This window comes from Terriglobia bacterium (assembly GCA_020072815.1).
Classification (GTDB): domain Bacteria; phylum Acidobacteriota; class Terriglobia; order Terriglobales; family Acidobacteriaceae; genus Angelobacter.
The window spans coordinates 268,533-289,593 of record JAIQGE010000007.1; the positions used below are offsets into that span (position 1 = coordinate 268,533).

A 21,061-nucleotide genomic window follows, 5' to 3' on the forward strand; every position below is an offset into this window, starting at 1 on the left:
CAGCGCAAATTGTGCTACTACCAAACATATTGCAATCTGCGACCCAGAGCTATATCAAATGTAAAACTTGAATTTGGGACTGCGATACGTAATCGTCGGATTGGATACCAGAATCTCGCCGACAGCGGATGAGAAGCCAACGGTGACCGGCTCAGAGTCACCGATCTTGCACGCGTTATAGTTCAGCTTGGTCAGTGCCAGAATGTCACGCGCGACTTGGGTGATGTCGGTTGGCCCATGCTGTACATCGATTCTTAGGGGAACAGGGGCTTCGGTTCCGGGATATGTCCCTAACCTCGGGACAACGCCAGAAGCAAATAAATATCCTGAAGTTTCAGACAATTTCCAGAAGGATCCTCGCAGCACTGGATAGGAGCCATCGCGGAAGAGTTTAAATCCTTGGAATTCTTTCTTGACTCGAACCGCTACGAGCTTAACACCTATTGGGCACGCAGCCGTGTAGCCTCGGAATTCGTCCTTTGAAATGCCCGAGCGGCAATGAAGGAATATCTCTGTCAGCGGTTGACCGTCGAGTGCTTTGTATTCGTTCAGCACCCCGGACAATAACTTGTATGCCGCGTCGTCGGACAAATGAAATTGTTTGCTTTCGGGAGAATACCACGCACCCGAATCTCCGAGAAACACCACACCATCTCCTGAGTCCAGGAACATTTGCGCTGCGCAACATGCCGTACGGCTATTTAGCGTCGAGTCAAGTTTCCTAAATGCGATTCCGATATAACAAACCCCAGGTCGCGCTGAGCCTAATTTCCAAGGTTTGCCGCCAGCCTTATAGTAGATTGAAGTAGATAAGTTCCAAGCTACGTCGGAAGGGGGTGACGTGAGTTGCTGCTCATCTGGCGCAACAGGCGTGATCGTAGACTGCTGAATCAGTTGAATGGGAACCTTGTGTTCCATGCAGCGAGCCTTCAGTTGGCGACGAAAATCGTCTGAGTAGCAGTAGATTGAGGGATCATATTGCTCAAACATGCTGGTTTGACCACTCGCTCTCGCATGCTGTTCTCGCTTTGACACCTTAAGCCCTGTGCCTTCAGCTATTACCGCATGCGGACGACATGTTTGGCGTACAAAGTCTGGTAACACACAAAGAATTACATCGAATTCTTCGTCTTTCTTTTCCGTTAACCGAATGGCTGACAGATATTCTTCAACTGCATCATAAGCACGTTTTCTTGAGTCAAGATTTCGGCAAAGATCAATGAGTTTCTCTTCATCCAGTTCTTTGTACCAAGTCGGTTCCGTAGAGAAGCTGCACTCGAACGCTGTTTCGAACCCCGGAAATATCGGCCAGAGCTGCGGATCAAGAGGAACGCCGCGCCTGTTCTTGCCTGGGTAGATGGGGCACTGTAGGCGCCGGACCCATTCAGTGCACAGATCTCTGCCTTCTGGAGTTGTGACTAACCCCCAGTTTATGCTCTTGGGCTTACTTGTCCGGCCAAGGTCATATGGCCCGAAGATCGACAACCCATCGTGAGGATCCTCAGCCTTCTGTTCAAATCCAAACTCGAGGACTGGTTCATCAAAAACAGTCACTTTTGTCTCAACGGTTGCGGCTGGTGTTGCTCTACGCCTCTGCGGCCGGTGAACTTTCTTCGCCCTTCTCTTCGATGAGAACCTCTGAGTCTTCATAATGCCGTTCCATAACCTCTGTGTCCTGTTGAGATTCGAGCTTGGATTTCAAGCTCAGTTCGTTCAAAGCAAGATCCGCTTCAAACGCAAGTGGGAATCGCTCCAATATTATTGGTGCCGCAGCTGTCCCAACTCGAATCTGATTGTCGGGCCCTGAGATGAGCTGCAACGTTGCGAATACCCTCATCAGCCACTCATAGTTCCACCATGATTTGCATATTGCTTTGCGTCGACTTTGCATTTGAGCTGGCTTCACTGGCGTATCATCAAGTTCTGTTACGAACAACCTAGTGCGGATACGCACTACATCCCGCCCACCAAAATCAAGCCAAGCACTCAGGATTGGTGAGAGATGGTATCGAACCGGTATCTTTTTCCCGGCATTCCAAAATGATCGGGTTCCCACCGCACGGATCCAACTTGACCCGGTTGGCGTCAAAAACGGAAACCGAAAGAAGTCTGTTCTGTTGGGAAAAAACACATACCCTGTTTCTTCGTGTTCTTCAAGACCCGACGCAAGTAGAACGTGCCGCAAGGCCGCGTTTATCACCTTCTTGCCAAGGTTGTAAAAATTAATGTCAGGTCCAGTGGCCTCCCTCCAGTTTTGGCAGGTTCCGCGCTTAGAAAACCTATACTTTGTGAGCAGTTCGGTAGGGGGCGGCTCGAACGCCCAACAAACAGTCGCGTTTTCCCGATAGTGGGGCCAAACTTTCAAAGCCACTCGTGCGGCATCCTTGTTCATAGCCATCTCGTGTTCAAATCTGTATAGGACCTGCGGAAGAGCGCGAATTGAAACGAGATTTGACCAGAGTGTTTCTGGTACCCGCTCGACACAAATCTTGGTTTGTAACAAGCCGCTTACAGAAATAGGCGCGCTCGCCTTTGGTGCTTCACTCCGTTCCAGGTTCTTGAGCAGCTGTGTTAGGCCTGACTTCCAATTAGTAAACTGGATAAAAGTCAGATCCGATTGCATCCATCCAAGCTCCGTAGACGGGAGACCGTCGAGGTTCAAGGGAATTACGAAGTTCTCCTTTCTTGCGCGGGCTAGCTGCAACGCAAGGGTTCTCTCCTTGAGCGGGTTCGGTTTCTTGATCGACGATTTTGAAAGCACAGCGAGGAATCGGAATGCACGATTTGAGATAGCCTCGTCGATGTCATTCGGGTATGATTCACCTCCGAGCAGTTTCAAACGGTCACACCAAACGCTGTAACCTTCCCTGAGCAACCGTAGACAAAGCCAGTCGACGAAAACACCATCCTCTACCGCATAATTGATGAATAAGTGCGTTCGACTGTTCATGGCGATGACATTCTCACTCTCAAGCTAACTTACACTAACAATAACATCTTGCTACTAGGATATGGGCAGATTCAAGCTTGTAAAATGATGTGGAAATCTGTTGATGATGTGGAAAAGACATATTGATCATAGGGTTGCTCTTCTAAGGTTTGCCTTCGCTCCGCTACGCTGCGCGCTTGCCTTCGGCAGAGAGGAACGGACTCTATTTTTCACTGCATTTCCGGCACTCATTCCTCAGCGCGCGAGCGCGCCTCGGAACCGTGGCCGGACTACTTTCAGTCGTCCCTTGCGGGACGGTGTTGCTGTGGACTCCGACACCTTCTTAACCTTCAGGGGAGACGTGGCATGCCACGTCTCTACGCGGAAATTTTGGTGGGCCATCGTCGGTCAGCTCTTGAGGGCCTCTCCTACCACAGGCGAGGGCGCCTGCTGGTCCCACAAGATCGGCGGAAGCACAAGATGTGGGGTTGATCTAAGTTGGTTATCCGTACATGTTGTGATTCAGTTGTTAGAACTGCGCACAACGCTTCTCTGCGCTTGACTTTCGCCGTGATGTGTGTTAAGATAACTCGTTTATTTACAGCTGTTTATGCAGATATTGAGGGGCCTGGCATCGCCGGGGATACAGCCCTTCAATGCCGGGGGTGAACGTGAGCAACGCCGGGAATTTGAACGGGTATCGCCGGGGATATGTGGTGCTAAGTCCTTATTTTCCGGGGATGACCGGGGAGGGGGAGGGGCGAAGAGATCGGGAGATCGGGTCATCGGGACATCGGGTGATCGGCACAGGCAAGAGTGCCTGTGCCACACGGGCGTGGTCGGGAATCAGCGCGCCGGGGGGCGGCGGCGCTCCACACGTGAATCACGGTGATTGGGGAGAGGCGGGCGTATAATCCTCTGCCAAGTCGTAATTCAATCTAAAAACCGGGATGTAATATGACGATGAGGACAATCACTTCAACGGTATTTGTTCTAATCACTTTATGCGCGTCGCTCATGGCGCAGACCTTTCGTGGCGGAATCCAGGGGACGGTGACCGACACCGGCGGAGCGGCCATCGCCGGCGCCGACGTGACCGTCAAGAGCGCGGACACCGGGCTGGTCCGCACCGCCAAGACCGACGATACCGGCAACTTCCTGTTTTCTGAGCTGCCGCTGGGCACATACAGCGTGAGCGCCGCCAAGAGCGGGTTTGGCACCAAGGTGGTGAACGGCGTGACCGTGACGGTGTCCGCCAACGTCCGCGCGGACATTCAGCTCAACCCCGGCGAAGTGAAGTCGGAAGTGACGGTCACCGCGGCCGCGCCCATCGTGGATACAACCGGAAACACCCAGGGCGGAACGATTGAAGCCGAGCAGATGGTGAACCTGCCGATCAACGGCGGCGATTTCGCCAAGCTGCTGACGCTGGTCCCCGGCGCCGGATCTGATCCCAACGGTGACAGCGATTCGCCCGGCTCGTTCGGCACCTTCAGCATCAACGGCAATCGCGGACGCGCCAACAACTACCTGCTGGATGGCACGGACATGAACGATGGCTATCGCAACGATCCGGCCATCAACGAAGCCGGCGTGTTCGGCACTCCCGCCACGCTGCTGCCGATTGATTCGCTGCAGGAGATGGGCATCCTCTCCAACATGGAGCCGGAGTACGGACGCAACTCGGGCGCGGTGGTAAACATTGTTACCAAGTCCGGCACCAACACGCTTCATGGCTCCGCCTTTGAGTACTTCCGCAACAACGCGCTGGACGCGCGCAATTTCTTCAACGCCAAACCCGTCCCGCAGAATACATTCCACAACAACCAGTACGGCGGGTCGCTGGGTGGTCCGCTGGTGAGAGATCGCACGTTCTGGTTTGTGGCGTATGAAGGATGGCGGGAAAACGGCGGCCTGCCGGCGACGGCCAGCGTCCCATCGCAAGCGCGAGTGAACGCGTTTACCGGAGGCGGAGGCGTGATCAATCCGGTCATCGCCAAGTTGCTGCTGCGCAATCCCTGGAGCATCCCGCTGCCCGCCACGGGCGATACCGGCGCGGACAACTCCACGGTCCAGGTGACCGACCACTTCACCAACCGCGTGGATAGCCTGATCTTCAAGATTGATCATCACTTGGGCAAGAAGGAAGGCTCTGACCTGCTTACCGGGCGCTGCTTCTTTGGCGATAGCGACCAGAGTTTCCCGCTGGCGCTGGGCGGTGGCACCACCGTCCCAGGGTTCAACACGGTCACTCCCACGCGCGTGCAGGTGCTGTCACTTTCTTACACTCACATTTTCACGCCGAAACTTCTTATGGAAATTCGCGGCGGCTGGAACCGTTTTGCGGAAGGCTTTTCGCCGGAAGACAACGCCTTCAATCCGTCCAGCATCGGCCTGAATACCGGAGTGACCAAGCCGCAGGATTTCGGCCTGCCGCAGATCAGCTTCAGTGACGGCACCAGCGGACTGGGCGGCAACAACTCGCTGCCGCGCCACCGTTTTGATACCAACTGGCAGTACTTCACCAACGTCGGCTACACCACGGGCAAACACAATTACAAGTTCGGCTACGAGTGGCGCCGCACCACGGTGGACCAGTTTTACGACCTGGGCTATCGCGGACGTTTGAAGTTCAATTCGTTTGAAGATTTTCTGGCTGGGGACATCACCAACGGCGGCAGCCAGTTTGCCGGCGATTCGGCGCGCGTGACCCACCAGAACAACCACGGCTTTTACGCCCAGGACAGCTTCCGCTGGACGCGCAAGCTGACGTTGAACTACGGCGTCCGCTGGGACTATTTTGGCGTGATCAAAGAAGATGGCAACCGCTTCAGCCTGTTCAACAGCACCACGCAATCTCTGCAACTGGTGGGACAGGGCGGCGGACCCAGTTCGCTTTATCCCAAAGACTTGAACAATTTTGCTCCGCGGTTGAGCGCCGCCTATGACTTGCATGGCGACGGCAACACCATTCTGCGCGCAGGCTGGGGCCTGTACTATGACGCCTTCTCGCAGGACTTCTTCGTCGGACACTTCCCGTTCAACACGTTCAATCCCGGACCGGCGTACAACGGCGTTGGCCCTTCGGCCATCACGGCTGCCGGAAACGTGGCCGGGACCATCGTCAACAATGCGCCGATCTTCACCGGCTTCAGCCCCACAACCGATGCCTGGACCGTGGACCAGAACATCCGCACGCCGTACATTCAGAATTACAACTTGAACATTGAGCAGGCCATGGGCAAGCAGATGGCCCTGAACGTGGCTTACGTTGGTTCGCACGGGACCAAGCTGTTCCGTTTCCGCGACATCAACCAGCATGATCCGGCCACCGGCGCGTTCCCCTTTGCCGCGTTCAACATCATCAACCAGTTTGAATCCACTTCCAACTCGGCGTACAACAGCCTGCAAGTTACCTGGAAGCTGCGCAACTGGCGGCGGCTGAATTCACAGCTTACATGGACGTGGTCGCACTCCATTGACAACGCCAGCGACGGTGAAGATTTTGTCCCCAACGCCGCCCAGCCGGACAACAGCTTGAATCCCGGCGCGGAGAAGGGAAATTCCAATTTCGACGCGCGCCATCGGCTGACATGGATTTTCGGCTACATGTTGCCCAACCCGACCACCGCGAAAACGTTGACCAACGGCTGGTCCGTGAACGGGATTCTTCGGCTCTCCAGCGGACAGCCCTACAACCTCAACTCCTTTTCCAATTACAACAACTCGAATGAATTCCTGGAGCGGCCGGACGTGGTGGGCAATCCCTTCGCCGGCACCGGCGGTCCGGGGCAGTTGCTGAACCTCTCGGCTTTCGCCGCGCCCTGCACCTGGGACCCCGTCGCCGGCGGTTGCATTGCCGGCACGCAACATTTCGGCAACCTGGGACGCAACGCGTTCGTCGGTCCGGACTTCAAAAACTTTGACTTTGCCCTGGCCAAAGATACCAAGGTCGGCGACAAGGTGAACGTCCAGCTTCGCATAGACATCTTCAACATCTTTAACCATCCCAACTTCTCCAACCCCACGTTGCCCAACTTCCTGGTGAACCTGGAAAACAACGGCAGCGTGGCGCCGGCCGCCGGTGATCCAAAGTGCGCGCTGGCGAATGGCCCGAACTTTGTCGGCTGCCGCGCCGTAGGTCCGGGATTCCTGCCCACAACGGCCACGCCCGACGTGGCGATTGGATATCCGTTCCTGGGCGGCGGCGGTCCGCGGGACGTCCAACTGGCGGTGAAGTTTACGTTCTAGAAAGATTTGTTGGATTGAGAGAGGCTCGGCTTACAGGCTGCGCCTTTTTTTGGCGCGAGAATCTGACAACGCACATTTCCGCCGAAAGTTGCGCTGCGGCGAAAAAAACTATTTCACTGGAGCGTGGTCTTTCGCGTCTTAACTCGAGCAACCTTTCCTTCCCGCACAGGTTTACTCCCGAGGCTGTTGAAGCCACTTTTGTCGGAAGCAAGTGCGGTCGAATCAAGGGGAGACGTCCGCCATTGCACACCCCCAATTTGCGCCGCACGTTGACGCAAACTGGGCGGCGAAGCCCTCCGTTTCGGCGGAGGGTTTCTCAGTTTGTGGCTCCAAGCCAGTTTCGCAGGCCTTCGCGACGCTTATTCGTCCTGCAGTAAGCCATGTATTATCATTAACTTACTCATTAACAAGCTTTTCATCTTTGCCGCCGCCGATTCCCCTTGATTTATATCGCAAATCGAAATATAAGTATTGCGATTAGCAATATGACGCTTGGCGAGAAATTACGCTACCTCCGGCTGGTGGAAGGCAACCTGCGCGGCCTGGGTCGCGATATGACGCAGCAAGAAGTGGTCCGCGCCGTCCACAAAGAACTCAAGCTGAAGATCAGCCAGAGCTATTTGTCGCAGATTGAAAACGGCTCGCGCCCGCACCTGACCAACAAGACGAGGCTGCTGCTGTCCAAATTTTTCAAAGTCCATCCCGGCTACCTGGTGGACGACCCGGAAGGCTTCCACACCGAACTCTTGTCGGACGTGGGCAACCTGGAAGACAAGCTGGACTTGTGGCTGATCCAGGGCGCGGAGCGCTTCCGCAGCGATCCGCCGGTCAGCCGGGCGCTGTTGAATCTGGCCAAGCATGCTGAGTCGCGGCGCTGCCTGACGCTGCTTGACGCCATTTTGGAAACGCCGCAACTGGCAGAGCGTCTGCTGCAGGTGCTGCGTCCTCAGGCGGGCAGGGACAAAGACGCGCCGGAGATGAGTGAGGCTTAGCTTATGAACTGGGAACTTTTATTTCTGGTTTGTTTTGTGGTGGGCTTCAGCTTTAGTGTGCTCTCTTTCCTCGGGGGCATCAGCCGCTTCCACTTCCATCTGCCGAAGCATGTTTCCTTTGGTGGCGGCCACGGAATCGGACATGCAGCCCCGGGCGTCGGCCATGCTGGGGGACACGCTGTGCATCACGTCGCAGGTCACACGGCCCAGCACGGCGCAGCCCAAGCCAACGCGAGCTTTCCGTTCTTCAATCCCATGACCATCGCGGCCTTTCTCACATGGTTTGGAGGCATCGGATATCTGTTGGTTCATATCCGCCACGTCTGGATTTTGTTCGGCTTGCTGTTCGCCTTGCTCGGCGGATTGGTTGCCGCTTCTCTGGTATTTCTGTTCGTGGTGAAGGTGCTGATGGCCCATGAAAGCGAACTCGACCCGCTGGATTTTGAAATGGTGGGCGTCTTGGGGAAGGTGAGCGTACCCATCCGTTCGGAGGGCACCGGCGAAATCATTTTTGTCCAGCAGGGAATCCGCAAACCGTGCGCGGCCCGCACCGACAATGGCGACCCGCTGGTGAAGGGCGAAGAAGTTGTGGTTACGCGGTATGACCGCGGTGTGGCCTACGTGCGCCGCTGGGAAGAATTGGCCAACCCGGAGCAGGAAGCTCCGGAGCAGAAGACAACCAAGTAGTGAACTCTTGAGGAGGATCTATGTTTGGTGGGGAGAACGTGTCATTTTGGGTCATCTTGGGTTTGGGCGTGATCGGTGTCATGGCCCTGATGGGGATGGTGGCCCGTCTGTATCGCAAAGTTGGACCGCATGAGGCGCTGGTGGTTTACGGCTTCCGTGGAAGCAAAGTGGTCAAAGGCGGCGGGAAAATCATTTTCCCCATGGTGGAAAGCTGCCGGCTGCTGTCGCTGGAGCTGATGTCCTTTGACGTGGCGCCGCAACAGGACCTTTACACCAACCAGGGCGTGGCGGTGACGGTGGAAGCCGTCGCCCAGATCAAAGTGAAGTCGGACGAAGTCTCGATTCAGACGGCGTCCGAACAGTTTCTTACCAAGACGCCCGACGAGCGCGAAGGCCTGATCCGGCTGGTGATGGAAGGCCACCTGCGCGGCATCATCGGCCAGTTGACGGTGGAGCAGATCGTAAAGGAGCCGGAAATGGTGGCCGACCGCATGCGCTCCACCTGCGCCGACGACATGAGCAAGATGGGCCTGGAAGTAATTTCTTTCACCATCAAGGAAGTGCGCGACAAGAACGAGTACATCGCCAACATGGGCCGGCCGGACGTAGCCCGCATCAAGCGCGATGCCGACGTCGCCGCCGCTGAAGCCGAACGCGACACGGCCATCAAGCGCGCGGAAGCGCAGCGGGCATCCGCCATCGCCAAGGCCCAGGCTGACCAGGAGCGCGTCCTGGCTGAGACTCTCTCCCAGGCCAAGCAGGCGGAAGCGCAGCGTGACCTGGAAGTCAAACGTGCCGCGTACACCGAGTTGGTAAAGAAGCAGCAAGCCCAGGCCGACAAGGCTTATGAAATTCAATCCAACATCCAGCAGCAGCAGGTGGTCGCCGAACAGGTGAAGGTCCAGTTGATCGAAAGAGAACAACAGACCAAGGTGCAGGAAGCGGAAATCGCGCGGCACCAGAACGAGTTGATCGCCACCGTGCTGAAGCAGGCGGAAGTTGAGAAGCAGCGCGTGCTCAACATCGCGGAAGGCGAAAAGCAGCGGCTCATCGCCGAAGCCGAAGGCCGCGCCAGCGCCATCCGCATGCAGGGTGAAGCCGAAGCCGACATCATCTTCAAGAAGGGTGAAGCCGAAGCCAAGGCCATGAACGTGAAGGCCGAAGCCTACCAGGAATACAACCAGGCCGCGGTGGTGGACAAACTGATTACCGGGCTGCCGGAAGTGGTCCGCGCCCTGGCGCAACCGCTCTCCAACGTGGACAAGATCACCATCGTTTCCACCGGCAACGGCAATTCCGCCGGCATGAGCAAGATCACCGGCGACATGGCGGAAATCGCCGCGCAAGTCCCGGCGTTGTTTGAAGCGCTCAGCGGCATGCAGATTAAGGACCTGCTGTCCAAAGTCCGGCTGATCGGCGACAAAGCACCGAAGCCGGGAGATGACGATTCGCAAGCCGCCAAAGGCAAAGGCGCAACCAAGTGAACTTGGCTTCCGGAGAGGGTTGAACGCAATCCTCTCCGGAATTGATCAACAGGTTTTCTGAAGAAGCAGCAAGCTTTCGGCAAATGGAGCGGTCAATGAACAAAGTCTCATTCCCGGGTTTGGTTCTAGGGCTGGTCATGGGCGCGCTGGTGGCGCTGGTCTCCGGCAGCTGGATATTCTGGCTAGCGCTCGGGATCGGGATTGGAGTGGTGGTCGGCGCGTTTGCCACGCGGCGCGAACTCGCCATGCAAAGCATGAGGCATGGGCCGCTTGTGGAGCGATGATCCGGAAAACCACGATCTGCGGATCGATGATTTGCGAAACGATGGCCCGTGGAACGATGATCCACCGGACCGATGATCTGATGAGCCACGAAGTTTTCAGCCGCGCGACGGCGCGCGCAACGCACTTAAGAGCAGTTCAGCAGGAACTTTGGTGCAAAAGGTATGAGTGAAAAGATTTCCCTCGCAGTCATCTGGTCTCTGGCCACGGCTGTGCTGACCCGGCTGGCAAGTTCGTGGACGCTGCTCCCGGAGCGCGTGGTAACCACCTTCGGCGTCGGCTCGGAAGCCACGGGCTGGGGCAGCCGCCAGGCCTTGTTGCTCAGCGTGTTGCTGGCGGTAGTCGGGCAGGCGGCTTTGGCGACGTTTCTCATCCTGCGCCTGGCGCGGGCGGTGCGATTTCTGCCCCTGGTGCAGGCCACGGTAAGTCTGGTGCTGGTATGCGGGTTCTGGCAGGTCATCAACTACAACGCCTACCACGTCCCCGTGCAGAGCCTGTGGGTGCTGGGGCCGGTTGCGCTGCTGTCGGTAGCGGTGGCGGTGATGCTGGGCAACCTGGGGCAACCCAGACTGAGTAAAAGTTCTTACTGAAGCCGCGGCGGTTTCAGAAGTTGATTCTTGGAGGAGTTATGGCATTACTGGAGCGTGTGGCAACACTTATTAAAGCAAACTTGAACGACCTCATTGACAAGGCCGAGCACCCGGAGAAGATGATCAAGCAGATCATCCTGGACATGGAGAACCAGCTGCTGCAAGTGAAGACGCAGGTGGCCATCGCCATTGCCGACGAGCACCTGCTCAACAAGAAGCAGAAAGAGAACGAAGAGAAAATCTCCGAGTGGAACCGCAAGGCGGAGCTGGCCGTGGAGAAAAAGCACGACGACCTGGCGCGCTCGGCCATCGAACGGGCTCTGCACTACAAGATGCTGATGGAAGGCTTTGCCCAGCAGGTACACGACCAGCGGCAGCAAGTGGAAACGCTCAAGACCGCGCTCAACAAGCTGCAGCAAAAGCTGGAAGAAGCCCGCTCCAAGAGCGACTTTCTGATGGCGGAGCATCGCCGCGCGCGCACGCTGGACAAGGCCGCCGACGCGCAATCCCAGGTGGACGGCCGCGACCACGGGGCCGCGTTTGACCGTATGAAGCACAAGGTCCTGCTCCAGTCCGCGATCGGCCAGGCCAAGACGGAAATGCTGGAGGAATCGGCCGCCAGCGTGGACAGCCGCTTCGCCAAGCTGGAAAAAGAGGACGAGGTCAACCGCATCCTGAATGAGCTGAAGTCCAGACGGGCGTAAGGCGGGCGTTTGGCCCTCGGTTTTGCGGAGGGAGAGGCGCGCGAACTCGCGTCTCCAAGGAGGCCGCAGTGATGAAGCAGAATGCGGTGAAGAACACGGCGGACAATAACAATCCCCATCCCGGGATCAGCACCAGGTTCACCGTGGGCGGCGGAGCAGCGGGATTCATTGTCGCCGGCGGCATTGTGCTCATTGCCCTGCTGGGAATCCCCATGGTCAAATATTTTCTGTTGTTCGCAGTCGCGGCGGGCGCGGGAGTAGCGGCGGTGATGCACTGGATTCGGCGCTGAGGTTTGGCATCGAAAGAGCCAAAACTTGCGCGAACCACGCGTGCATTGCTAAGCTTCGACAGACCCAAACTAAAATGTCCGTACGACTACTCAAGCTTTTTGCCATCCTACTGTGCTGTTGCAGCGGCGCGTGCGCGTTATCCGGGCCTTCCACCCGGGAACAGAAGCTCTTTGACCTGGTAAACAAGGAGCGGGAGAGGGCCGGCCTGCAGAAGCTGGCGTGGGACGCCCGCCTGGCGGAAGCGGCGCGCGCCCACTCTGAGCTCATGGCCAGGAACGATGAGCTTTCCCACCAGTTTTCCAAGGAGCCGTCGGTGCTGCGGCGGGCCGGGGCCAGCGGCGCGCGCTTTGATTCTGTGGCGGAGAATGTGGCCGAGGCGGGCTCAGTATCAGAGGCCCATCAGGCCCTGATGCAGTCCGAGCACCACCGCGAGAACATCCTGGAGCCGGACTACAACGCCGTGGGCATCGCCATTGTGGAAGAGGGAAAGCAGTTGTGGATCACCCAGGATTTTGCCCGGATCATCAGCGTCCGCACGCCAGCCCAAGTCGGCGACGACGTGGTAAACGCGGTCCATCGTTTGCGTCAGGCCCACGGGCTGCGGAAGATTGACGTCCGTTCGGACGCGCGAATGAAGCGCCAGGCGTGCGCACAGGATTCCGACGCAGGAAAGATCAAGGAAAGCTATCCCTCCGCCGCCGAGTTGGTGGTCTTTACCACCACCGACCCGCGCAAGCTTCCTGACACCATGCGGAACGCCGCGTTGAACAAGAAGGTGGTCCGCGTGGACTTGGGCGTGTGCTTTGAGCCGGGAGACAGCACTGGTTTCTCGCGGTACTGGGTGGTGGCGGCGTTTTATTAGCCTGCGGCGTTCACTGGGCGCGAACTTGAACATTCTCTGCCCAGGGAATCGTTAGCAGTTACTTTTGCGGCGAAAACGTAACATTCCGGGCAAGACAACTGCCGTTTAATATTGGTGTTCATAACTTCCGTGATCATCCGTATCCTTTTCCGCGCGCTCATGTCGTTTGCACTGCTGCTGGGCGTCGCCCACGCGCAGGCCAATCTTGCTCCGCGCGCCATGCCGGCAGGCCCGTATCCCGATGAACGAAGAATCCTCGATCTGCTCAACCAGGAACGGCAAAGAGCCGGCTTGCAGAGACTCTCCTGGGACCAGCACGCGGCGGAAGCGGCGCGGGAGCACTCCATTCTGATGGCGGCAAGCCTGGAGATTGGACACCAGTTTCCCGGCGAGCCCGCGCTCTCCCAGCGCATTGCGGCCACCGGCGCGCGCTTTACCGGGTGCGCGGAAAACGTGGCGGTGGCCGATTCTCCCGAAGAAATCCACATGGCCTTGATGAATTCTCCCGGACACCGGGCCAACATCATGAGCCCGCGTTACAACAGCGCGGGCATTGGCGTGGTGCGACGCAAGGGCCGCCTGTACGTGACCCAGGATTTTGCCTGGCTTACACCGATGTACACCGAGACCCAGTTCTACGATGCGTTTGTTGACGCGTTCAATCGCGCCCGCAAGTCCAAAGGGCACCCCGCCCTGTACGCCCGGCCGGATACCCGCCTTCATGGCGCGGCGTGCGCCACCGACGGCAACATCCAGAACGTCGCTGACAGTGTTTCCGGCAACGCCAAGGTGATTTTGTTTACGCTCTCCGAGCCGGACAAGCTGCCGGACAAACTTTACGACTACGTTTCGTCCACCCGCCTGGAGCGAATGTACGTGGGACTTTGTTACCGCCCTGACCGCCAGTTCGGCTCGGCGAACTTCTGGGTGGCTGTGGCGTTTTATGAGTAGGAACTAACTCTCTGCAATTTCTTCTTCCTGCAGCGCCGTCAGGACTTCTTCTTCCACGTCCCAATTCTTGAGCAGCTTGATGGCCACGCCGGCGCCGAAGCCCGCCCGCATGAGCGCGCGAAAAATGCGCGCGGCCTGGCGGTTGTTTTCCGGTTTCTTCAGGCGCTTGCGCCGCAGAAAGGCGCGTGCCAGGTCTTCTTCATTCACGCTGGCGTAGGCATCGTCCACGGCTTTTTCGATCACGTCGGCATGGACGCCCTTGACCTTCAGGTCAGTGATCACGCGGCGGCGGCCGAATTTCTCATTGTCGCGGCGAAACGCCGTGTAGGCCGCGGCGTAATTGGAATCGTTCAGGTACTTCTGGTCTTTCAGGCGGGCAACGATTTTATCGAGGATGGTTTCATCGGGGCAGCGGTTCCGCATGAGGCGCTTCAGTTCGGCGACGGAGCGCATCCGGCGGCCCAGCGCGCCGACCGCGTAGTCGTAGAGCGAGGCTTCGTCGAAAGTCTTCTTGGGGCGCTGGAAGGGCACGGCGGTCTCGCCAAGAAGAATAGCAGAAGAAAAAAGGAGGCCGCGAATTTCGCGAATGAACACGAATCAAGCAACTGTCGCTTTACTCGTGAGACCCCACCTTTTCCTGTACCTTTCACGTTCGCGCAGAAAAAAACGGGGAGCCGCCGCAGCGTCTCCCCTTTGTGTTCCTTCGTGTCCTTTGTGGTTAGGCGGTTGTTTATCTTCCCGAGTACCCGGCCTGCTCCATCTGCTCGCGGGCGGCATCGCCGGTGGAGTGGATGCCCTGCACCTTGAGCTTGAAGTCGTCTGGGTTGCTGGCGTTTTCCAGCGCGGTTTCATAGCTGACCAGGCCTTGAGAATACAAGTCGTAGAGCGACTGGTCGAAGGTCTGCATACCGTATTGTGACGTACCGGCGGCAATGGCTTCATGGATCATGCGGGTTTTTTCCGGCACCATGATGCACTCGCGGACGAACGCGGTGGAGATCAGCACTTCGCAAGCCGGGACGCGGCCCGCGCCGTCGGCGCGTTTGACCAGGCGCTGGCTGACCACGGCGCGCAACGTGGCGCCCAGTTGCATGCGGACCTGCTTCTGTTCCGGCGGCGGAAACACCGCGATGATACGGTTGATGGTTTCCACGGCGTCCAGAGTATGCAAAGTCGAGAAGACCAAGTGGCCGGTTTCAGCGGCGTGCAGCGCGGTGGAGATGGTTTCCAGGTCGCGCATTTCGCCCACCAGAATCACGTCCGGGTCCTGACGAAGGCTGGCGCGCAGCGCCGACGCGAACGACGGCGTATCCACTTCCACTTCGCGCTGGTTGACGAAGCCTTTTTTGTCGCGATGCAGAAATTCGATGGGGTCTTCAATGGTGATGATGTGTTCCGGACGGCTGGAGTTGATGCGGTCCAGCATGGCGGCCAGCGTGGTGGACTTACCGGAGCCGGTGACGCCGGTCACCAGGCACAGGCCGCGGGCCTCTTCGCAAACGTGTTCAATCACTTTGGGAAGATAGAGCTCTTCCAGCGCGCGGATCTTGGTGGGAATTACGCGCAGCACCAGTCCTACGTTGCCGCGCTGCTGGAATACGTTCACACGGAAGCGTCCCAGGCCGGCCACGCCGTAGGCCATGTCCAGCTCGGCCTGCTCTTTGAACTTTTGCTTTTGCCGGTTGGACATCATGCTGAACGCCATGTTCAACATGTCTTCGGCGGAGATGCGCGGCTGGTCGGTCAGGGGCACAAGTTCGCCGTCCACGCGGACGTGCGGATAGTTGCCGACTTTCAAGTGCAAGTCGGAGGCTTTGCGCTCCATGGCAATGCGAAGCAGATCATCAATATGCATAGTGCACTCTTCACCAGAAACTGGGCTAGCGACCGAAAATGCCTTCCGTCCGCGGCCGGTACTTTCAGAAGTGGCTGCAACTTAACACGGGACTTCCGGGATGACAATCGGGCAAGCGACCGGAGATGAACCACTCCGGTAACCGCCAGCGTGACCCGGGAAATCCGCCAAAAGGGGGCCTATAAGGCTTTTACCTTCAAGAGTGTACGGTGGATTGCCGGCGACTTACAATGTTACCGATGACACAGAACGTCAATTGGCCTCGAGTGGTCATTGTGGGAGCGGGTTTTGCCGGGATCAACGCTGCCAAGGCCCTGGGACGCGCCCCGGTGAACGTCACGGTGGTTGACCGCAAGAACCATCATACGTTCCAACCCTTGCTGTATCAGGTGGCACTGGCGGTGCTTTCCCCCGCGGAAATAGCCTCTCCCGTGCGTGCCGTGCTGCGAAACGCCCGCAATGTTGAAGTCCTGCTGGGGGAGGTTACGGGCTTTGACCTGGAAAAGCGCCTGGTCCGACTGGACGGCGCGGGCGATGCCCAGCCTTTGAGCCTGCCTTACGACTATCTGGTGGTGGCTTCCGGGGCGACGCACGCCTATTTTGGCCATCCGGAGTGGGCCGAGTTTGCGCCTGGGCTAAAGACCTTAGAGGACGCCATCAACATTCGCCGCCGCGTTCTGATGGTTTTTGAGAACGCTGAACGCGACGCCATTGCTGGCCAGTCCGGGCCGCCCCTGAACTTTGTGGTGATTGGCGCCGGACCCACCGGCGTGGAGCTTGCCGGGGCCATCGCCGACATTTCCAAGCGCTATATGGAACACGACTTCCGCGCCATTGATCCCAGCAAAGCGCGCATCATTTTGCTGGAAGGCGGCCCGCGCGTGCTGCCGGTCTATCCCGAAGACCTTTCTCTCAGCGCCGAGCGCCAGCTTAAGGAGATGGGCGTGGAGGTCCGCACCAACGCGCTGGTCACCAACCTTGAACCCGGCATGGTGACCGTGGGCAAAGAGAAGATTCCTGCGACGGTCGTGCTGTGGGGAGCAGGCGTGTCAGCGTCGCCGCTGGGAAAGTTGCTGGGCGCTCCGGCGGACAGGGCGGGTCGCGTGATCGTGGAACCGGACCTGAGCGTGCCCGGTCATCCTGAAGTTCTTGTCGTCGGCGACCTGGCGGCAGCGTACATGAAAGCCGAAAAAACCGGCGCTGCTGCGCAGGCGAACGCCGGCACGGCAGCGCTGGCCAAGAAAATGGTCCCCGGCGTTGCGCCTGCGGCCATTCAGATGGGCAAATTCGCGGCCCGGCAAATTAAGCGCGCCGTCGCCGGCAAACCGCGCGAAGAATTTCATTACCTGGACAAAGGCACGCTGGCCACCATCGGACGCTCGCGCGCCGTGGGCGACTTCGGTAGGTTCCATGTCTCCGGCTATTTTGCCTGGCTGGCATGGTTGTTCATCCACGTGTTCTTCCTCATCGGCTTCCGCAACCGCTTCATGGTCATGCTGGAGTGGGCCTGGGCTTACATCACCTACAAGAGCAATGCCCGGCTGATCACCGGAGAAGAAGAAAGCCAGCCTGAAGAGAAGCCGAAAGTCAAAGCCAGGTGACCAGGATTTCATCATTGCGTAATTTGGTGATTGGTTAATTTTGAAACCGGAAGGAAGCTGCTAAGTTGTCATAAAAAACCAAAGGACGCCGGTTAAGCGCCCTTCGCCGACTTCTTTTTTTTTGCGCGCTCAATCCACGTTCATCACAAAATAGGCTTCGACGGCGCGCGGCGAAGCAGCCACAGGAAACGGCGAGCCGGGAATCGGGGTAAGAGCGCCAGTGTTGAAGTCAACCGAAAACGCGCTCAGGTTATTGGAGCCCTGGTTGGCCACGTACATGTGCTGGCGTCCATCCACCGCAGACAGATTTACCGGCGTGGTTCCCGTGGCCACCGGGAAGCCAGCCAGCGGCGTCAGCACACCGGTGACCGGATCCAGACGGTAGCCGGAAATATTGTTGCTGCCTTGATTGGCGGCGTAGAGGAACGTACTAAATGCGTTGGCATTGATGGCGCCGGGCTGCGCGCCGGCCGGAACTCCCGGGCCTACAGCCACCAGGCTGCCGTTGCTCTGTATCTTGAATCCCAGGATCTGGTTGTTGGCGGTGTCAGAAGCGTAGAGAAATAGTCCACGCGCCGCGACCCAACTGATGTTGGTGCCGGCGCTTACTCCCAAAGCAGGCAGCGCGGTGAGCGAGCCATCAGCATTGGCATGATATCCGGCCAACTGCTGGTTGCCGGCCGCCACATAGACCACGACTGAAACATTGATCGCGTCGCCGAGATTGGCGACGGTGACGGCCTGCGGGTTGGGCGGCGTGGCAAAGGGAGATCCCGGAACTTCACTCAGATGCCCAAATCTGTCTGTGATGTTGAATACTGAAATGCTGCTGGATCCCTGGTTCAGCACATACACAAAGCCGAACTGCGGCTGCGGCGCGTTTGCCACGGTGGCCCCGCCCCACAGCGCAAGCCCCATGGGATTCGAGCCTACCGGCACGGAAAATCCGGTGTTGGTCAGCACGCCGCTCTGGAAGTCCAGATTGAGCAGCGTCAGCCGGTTGGTGGCGGAGTCGGTGACAAAAACATTGATCAAATCAATCTCCGGCGACTGAAGAAGGATGGCCGAAGGCGACGTCCCGGCGGCGGGCGACGAGATGGGAGAAATCGCTCCGCTGTTGCTTCCTTTGAAGCTGGAGACGTTGGAAGACGCGGGGCTGACGGTAAGCACGAACGGGCCTACCGGACTACCTATGTGGATGACCGGGCCTCCGCCGCCGCATCCTACGAGCAATAAGACCGATATAGCTACAAGAGATAGGATAAGAGCTTTCATGGCGACTCCTTATATCTCTAGAAGCCTACTCTTATCCGAACTATGAGACAACTAGAAGCTTTCGCAGAAAGTTGATCAGCTGAATGTTGGCAGGAATACCAGGTCGTCCTGGGGAACGGATTCCACCTCGCCGCCGGCCTTACGCCAGGCAGCCAGGCCTCCAGTGATGACAAACGCGTTGAAGCCTTGTTCCCGCAGCATATGCGCCACACGGGCGCTGGTGGCCTCGCGCTGTCAAGTACAGTAGAGATAGATCTCGCGGTCCTTGGGCAAGGAAGCGATGGCCTCCGCCAGGTTGTTGGGCTCCAGGCGAATGGACCCCAGGATGCGCTCTGATCCGGAATCGTAATAGCCGTGGCTGCGCACGTCGGCGAGAACGATTTTGCCGGAGTCGTCAGAGCGGACCTTCTCCACCAGCAATTCCACCGGAATGCGGGGCACCACGCGATACACGCGGTGCGTCCAGTACAGCCATGCGCGGTAGGCGATGTAGGCGGCCACCGCCAGCACCACCACGATCTCCACGGCGCGGCCGGCGGTTTGAAAGCCGTGCACCATCACGCCCAGGAAGTTATGGAAGAGATACCCCAGCCCGGCGTAGACCAAGGTGTATAGCGTGGCCCCGGCGGCGTCATACAGCAGGAACTGTCCCAGACGCATCTTCATGCTGCCGGCCAGGGGCGCGGCCATGGTGGCGATGCCGGGAATAAACTTGGCGATGACCAGCGTGGTCTTGCCACGTTTGTAAAACGACTCGGCGGAGCGCAGGATGCAGGTTTCCGGATTGACCGAGACTTTGCAAAGAAATGCCAGCAGGAACCAGCCCATGCGGCGTCCGAAGAAATAGACCAGAAGGTCGCCGACGACCATGCCCCCAAAGCAGATGGCGAACACCGCGGGCGCGCTCAAGATTCCTGAAGCCGCCGCCGCTCCGCCAGCCACCATGGCCAGCGCCGCCGGCAACGGCAGGCCCACGGATTCGGCAAACACGGAGAGAAAGATAATGGAGTATCCGTGGCGCGCGATCAGGCTCAGAAAACTGTCCATGATTTCTTAGCTGCTCCCCATGGTGTTGATGAATTGCACTCTACAGTTATACGGAAAATGACGAAAAGTGGATGTTCTAGTGATCAAGCTTCGCCGTTCGACTACTATGAGATTCGCGCCAAGCCGGAAAGAAGCAGAAAATTCATGGCAGACCAGCGTTACCGGAGAACTCTGAGATGACTGAGAAAGCCGGAATCATGCCTTCCAACGCATTCATCGGGAGGCCGACAAGGCCTACTGAGGGTGAACTGGCCGCGGAACTGGGCAAAGCCAAGCTGCTCTGGGACCAGGTCATCGTCGGCCTGGCAGATGACTTGCAGGTTAACGGCCAGGAATGGAGCTCGTACTCCAAAAAGGCCGGATGGTCACTGCGGCTCAAGCGGGCGGGGCGCATCATTGTGTATCTCTCGCCGTGTCCAGGCTGCTTTCTGGCGTCGTTCGCCCTTGGCGGCAAGGCGGTTGAGGCGGCGCGGAAGAGCCGGCTTCCGGAGAAGGCCATCAAGATCATGGCCCAGGCCAGGAAGTACGCTGAAGGAACCGCCGTCCGGATTGTGGTCAAGTCGCCAGGCGACGCGGCGATTGTCAGGAAGCTGGCCGTCATCAAAGCGGAGAACTGAGCGGCGTTTCGAGCGCAGTACCCATCGCTTATGATTGGAAAATGGTCCCTATCCTGGAAACTCGCCGCCTGCTGTTGCGGCCGCTGGAACTGGCGGACGCCGAGCAGGCCCAGACTCTGTTCCCGCAATGGGAGATTGTGCGCTACCTCGCTGGCCCTGTCCCTTGGCCCTATCCGCCGGACGGCGCCTACACGTTTTACCGCGATGTGGCTTTGCCCGCGATGGAACGCGGCCAAGCCTGGAATTGGACTCTGCGGCTCAAGACCCAGCCGGAGCAGTTGATTGGCAATATCGCCTTAAGGAGCGGGCCGGCGGACAATCGCGGTTTCTGGCTCGGCCTGCCATGGCACGGACAGGGCCTGATGACCGAGGCGGCCGACGCCGTCACCGATTTCTGGTTTGACGTGCTCAAGTTTCCCGTACTGCGCGTAGCCAAAGTCGCGCTGAACACAGCGTCCGGCCGCATTTCCGCAAAGCAGGGAATGCGGATGGTGGGCACCGAAGAGAAAGACTTCGTTTCCGGCCGCTTTACGGCAGAGATTTGGGAGATCACGGCGGAGGAATGGCGCGCGCGGCGGGCGCTGAGAGCTTGACGCTGTGTGAGCCAGACCGGGACATATGGTATTGTTGCACTTAAGTCAAG

19 protein-coding genes are annotated in these 21,061 nt (G+C 58.1%); 13 read left to right on the forward strand and 6 right to left on the reverse strand.

The features are described from left to right. Nucleotides 1–54: 54 nt before the first annotated feature. Nucleotides 55–1,554: a hypothetical protein gene (locus LAO20_11475; protein ID MBZ5532042.1), complete on the reverse strand. Its 1,500-nt coding sequence runs from the start codon at nucleotides 1,552–1,554 to the stop codon at nucleotides 55–57. Between the two features lie 31 nt (nucleotides 1,555–1,585). After that, entirely contained in the window at nucleotides 1,586–2,950 is a 1,365-nt protein-coding gene (locus tag LAO20_11480) for a toll/interleukin-1 receptor domain-containing protein (protein ID MBZ5532043.1), read from the reverse strand. Nucleotides 2,951–3,946: 996 nt separating this feature from the next. On the opposite strand from LAO20_11480, the gene LAO20_11485 reads away from it, so the two are divergent. From LAO20_11485 to LAO20_11530, 10 genes are all read left to right on the forward strand, one after another. Next, complete coding sequence (locus LAO20_11485; GenBank protein ID MBZ5532044.1) at nucleotides 3,947–7,180, forward strand: carboxypeptidase regulatory-like domain-containing protein; 3,234 nt, start codon at nucleotides 3,947–3,949, stop codon at nucleotides 7,178–7,180. Between the two features lie 485 nt (nucleotides 7,181–7,665). Further along, on the forward strand, nucleotides 7,666–8,172 hold the full coding sequence (locus tag LAO20_11490) for a helix-turn-helix domain-containing protein (protein ID MBZ5532045.1): 507 nt from the start codon (nucleotides 7,666–7,668) through the stop codon (nucleotides 8,170–8,172). Nucleotides 8,173–8,175: 3 nt separating this feature from the next. Continuing rightward, complete coding sequence (locus tag LAO20_11495) at nucleotides 8,176–8,859, forward strand: hypothetical protein (protein MBZ5532046.1); 684 nt, start codon at nucleotides 8,176–8,178, stop codon at nucleotides 8,857–8,859. Between the two features lie 20 nt (nucleotides 8,860–8,879). Beyond that, on the forward strand, nucleotides 8,880–10,343 hold the full coding sequence (locus LAO20_11500; GenBank protein ID MBZ5532047.1) for a flotillin family protein: 1,464 nt from the start codon (nucleotides 8,880–8,882) through the stop codon (nucleotides 10,341–10,343). A gap of 95 nt (nucleotides 10,344–10,438) precedes the next feature. After that, on the forward strand, nucleotides 10,439–10,627 hold the full coding sequence (locus LAO20_11505; protein ID MBZ5532048.1) for a hypothetical protein: 189 nt from the start codon (nucleotides 10,439–10,441) through the stop codon (nucleotides 10,625–10,627). Nucleotides 10,628–10,789: 162 nt separating this feature from the next. Next, a complete protein-coding gene (locus LAO20_11510) occupies nucleotides 10,790–11,215 on the forward strand; it encodes a hypothetical protein (GenBank protein ID MBZ5532049.1) in 426 nt (141 codons plus the stop codon). A 38-nt stretch (nucleotides 11,216–11,253) separates the two neighbouring features. After that, on the forward strand, nucleotides 11,254–11,919 hold the full coding sequence (locus LAO20_11515; protein ID MBZ5532050.1) for a PspA/IM30 family protein: 666 nt from the start codon (nucleotides 11,254–11,256) through the stop codon (nucleotides 11,917–11,919). Between the two features lie 68 nt (nucleotides 11,920–11,987). Beyond that, nucleotides 11,988–12,209: a hypothetical protein gene (locus tag LAO20_11520; protein MBZ5532051.1), complete on the forward strand. Its 222-nt coding sequence runs from the start codon at nucleotides 11,988–11,990 to the stop codon at nucleotides 12,207–12,209. Nucleotides 12,210–12,283: 74 nt separating this feature from the next. After that, a complete protein-coding gene (locus tag LAO20_11525) occupies nucleotides 12,284–13,072 on the forward strand; it encodes a CAP domain-containing protein (GenBank protein MBZ5532052.1) in 789 nt (262 codons plus the stop codon). A gap of 129 nt (nucleotides 13,073–13,201) precedes the next feature. Next, the gene (locus LAO20_11530) at nucleotides 13,202–14,023 is read left to right on the forward strand and encodes a CAP domain-containing protein (protein ID MBZ5532053.1); all 822 of its coding nucleotides are present in this window, start codon (nucleotides 13,202–13,204) and stop codon (nucleotides 14,021–14,023) included. Nucleotides 14,024–14,026: 3 nt separating this feature from the next. Here the strand turns inward: LAO20_11530 and LAO20_11535 are convergent, their stop codons facing one another. Beyond that, the gene (locus tag LAO20_11535) at nucleotides 14,027–14,554 is read right to left on the reverse strand and encodes a RecX family transcriptional regulator (GenBank protein MBZ5532054.1); all 528 of its coding nucleotides are present in this window, start codon (nucleotides 14,552–14,554) and stop codon (nucleotides 14,027–14,029) included. Nucleotides 14,555–14,753: 199 nt separating this feature from the next. Continuing rightward, a complete protein-coding gene (locus tag LAO20_11540; GenBank protein MBZ5532055.1) occupies nucleotides 14,754–15,878 on the reverse strand; it encodes a type IV pilus twitching motility protein PilT in 1,125 nt (374 codons plus the stop codon). 230 nt (nucleotides 15,879–16,108) lie between these two features. On the opposite strand from LAO20_11540, the gene LAO20_11545 reads away from it, so the two are divergent. Further along, entirely contained in the window at nucleotides 16,109–17,479 is a 1,371-nt protein-coding gene (locus tag LAO20_11545; protein MBZ5532056.1) for an NAD(P)/FAD-dependent oxidoreductase, read from the forward strand. A gap of 129 nt (nucleotides 17,480–17,608) precedes the next feature. Here the strand turns inward: LAO20_11545 and LAO20_11550 are convergent, their stop codons facing one another. Beyond that, on the reverse strand, nucleotides 17,609–18,754 hold the full coding sequence (locus LAO20_11550; protein ID MBZ5532057.1) for a lactonase family protein: 1,146 nt from the start codon (nucleotides 18,752–18,754) through the stop codon (nucleotides 17,609–17,611). Nucleotides 18,755–18,988: 234 nt separating this feature from the next. Then, nucleotides 18,989–19,801 (reverse strand): VTT domain-containing protein, encoded by an 813-nt coding sequence (locus tag LAO20_11555; GenBank protein MBZ5532058.1) that lies wholly within the window; start codon nucleotides 19,799–19,801, stop codon nucleotides 18,989–18,991. Between the two features lie 176 nt (nucleotides 19,802–19,977). Between LAO20_11555 and LAO20_11560 the strand changes: the two genes are divergently transcribed. Together LAO20_11560 and LAO20_11565 are read left to right on the forward strand one after the other, a co-directional pair. After that, entirely contained in the window at nucleotides 19,978–20,418 is a 441-nt protein-coding gene (locus tag LAO20_11560; protein ID MBZ5532059.1) for a DUF3788 domain-containing protein, read from the forward strand. A gap of 41 nt (nucleotides 20,419–20,459) precedes the next feature. Continuing rightward, complete coding sequence (locus tag LAO20_11565; GenBank protein ID MBZ5532060.1) at nucleotides 20,460–21,011, forward strand: GNAT family N-acetyltransferase; 552 nt, start codon at nucleotides 20,460–20,462, stop codon at nucleotides 21,009–21,011. The last annotated feature ends 50 nt before the right edge of the window (nucleotides 21,012–21,061 follow it).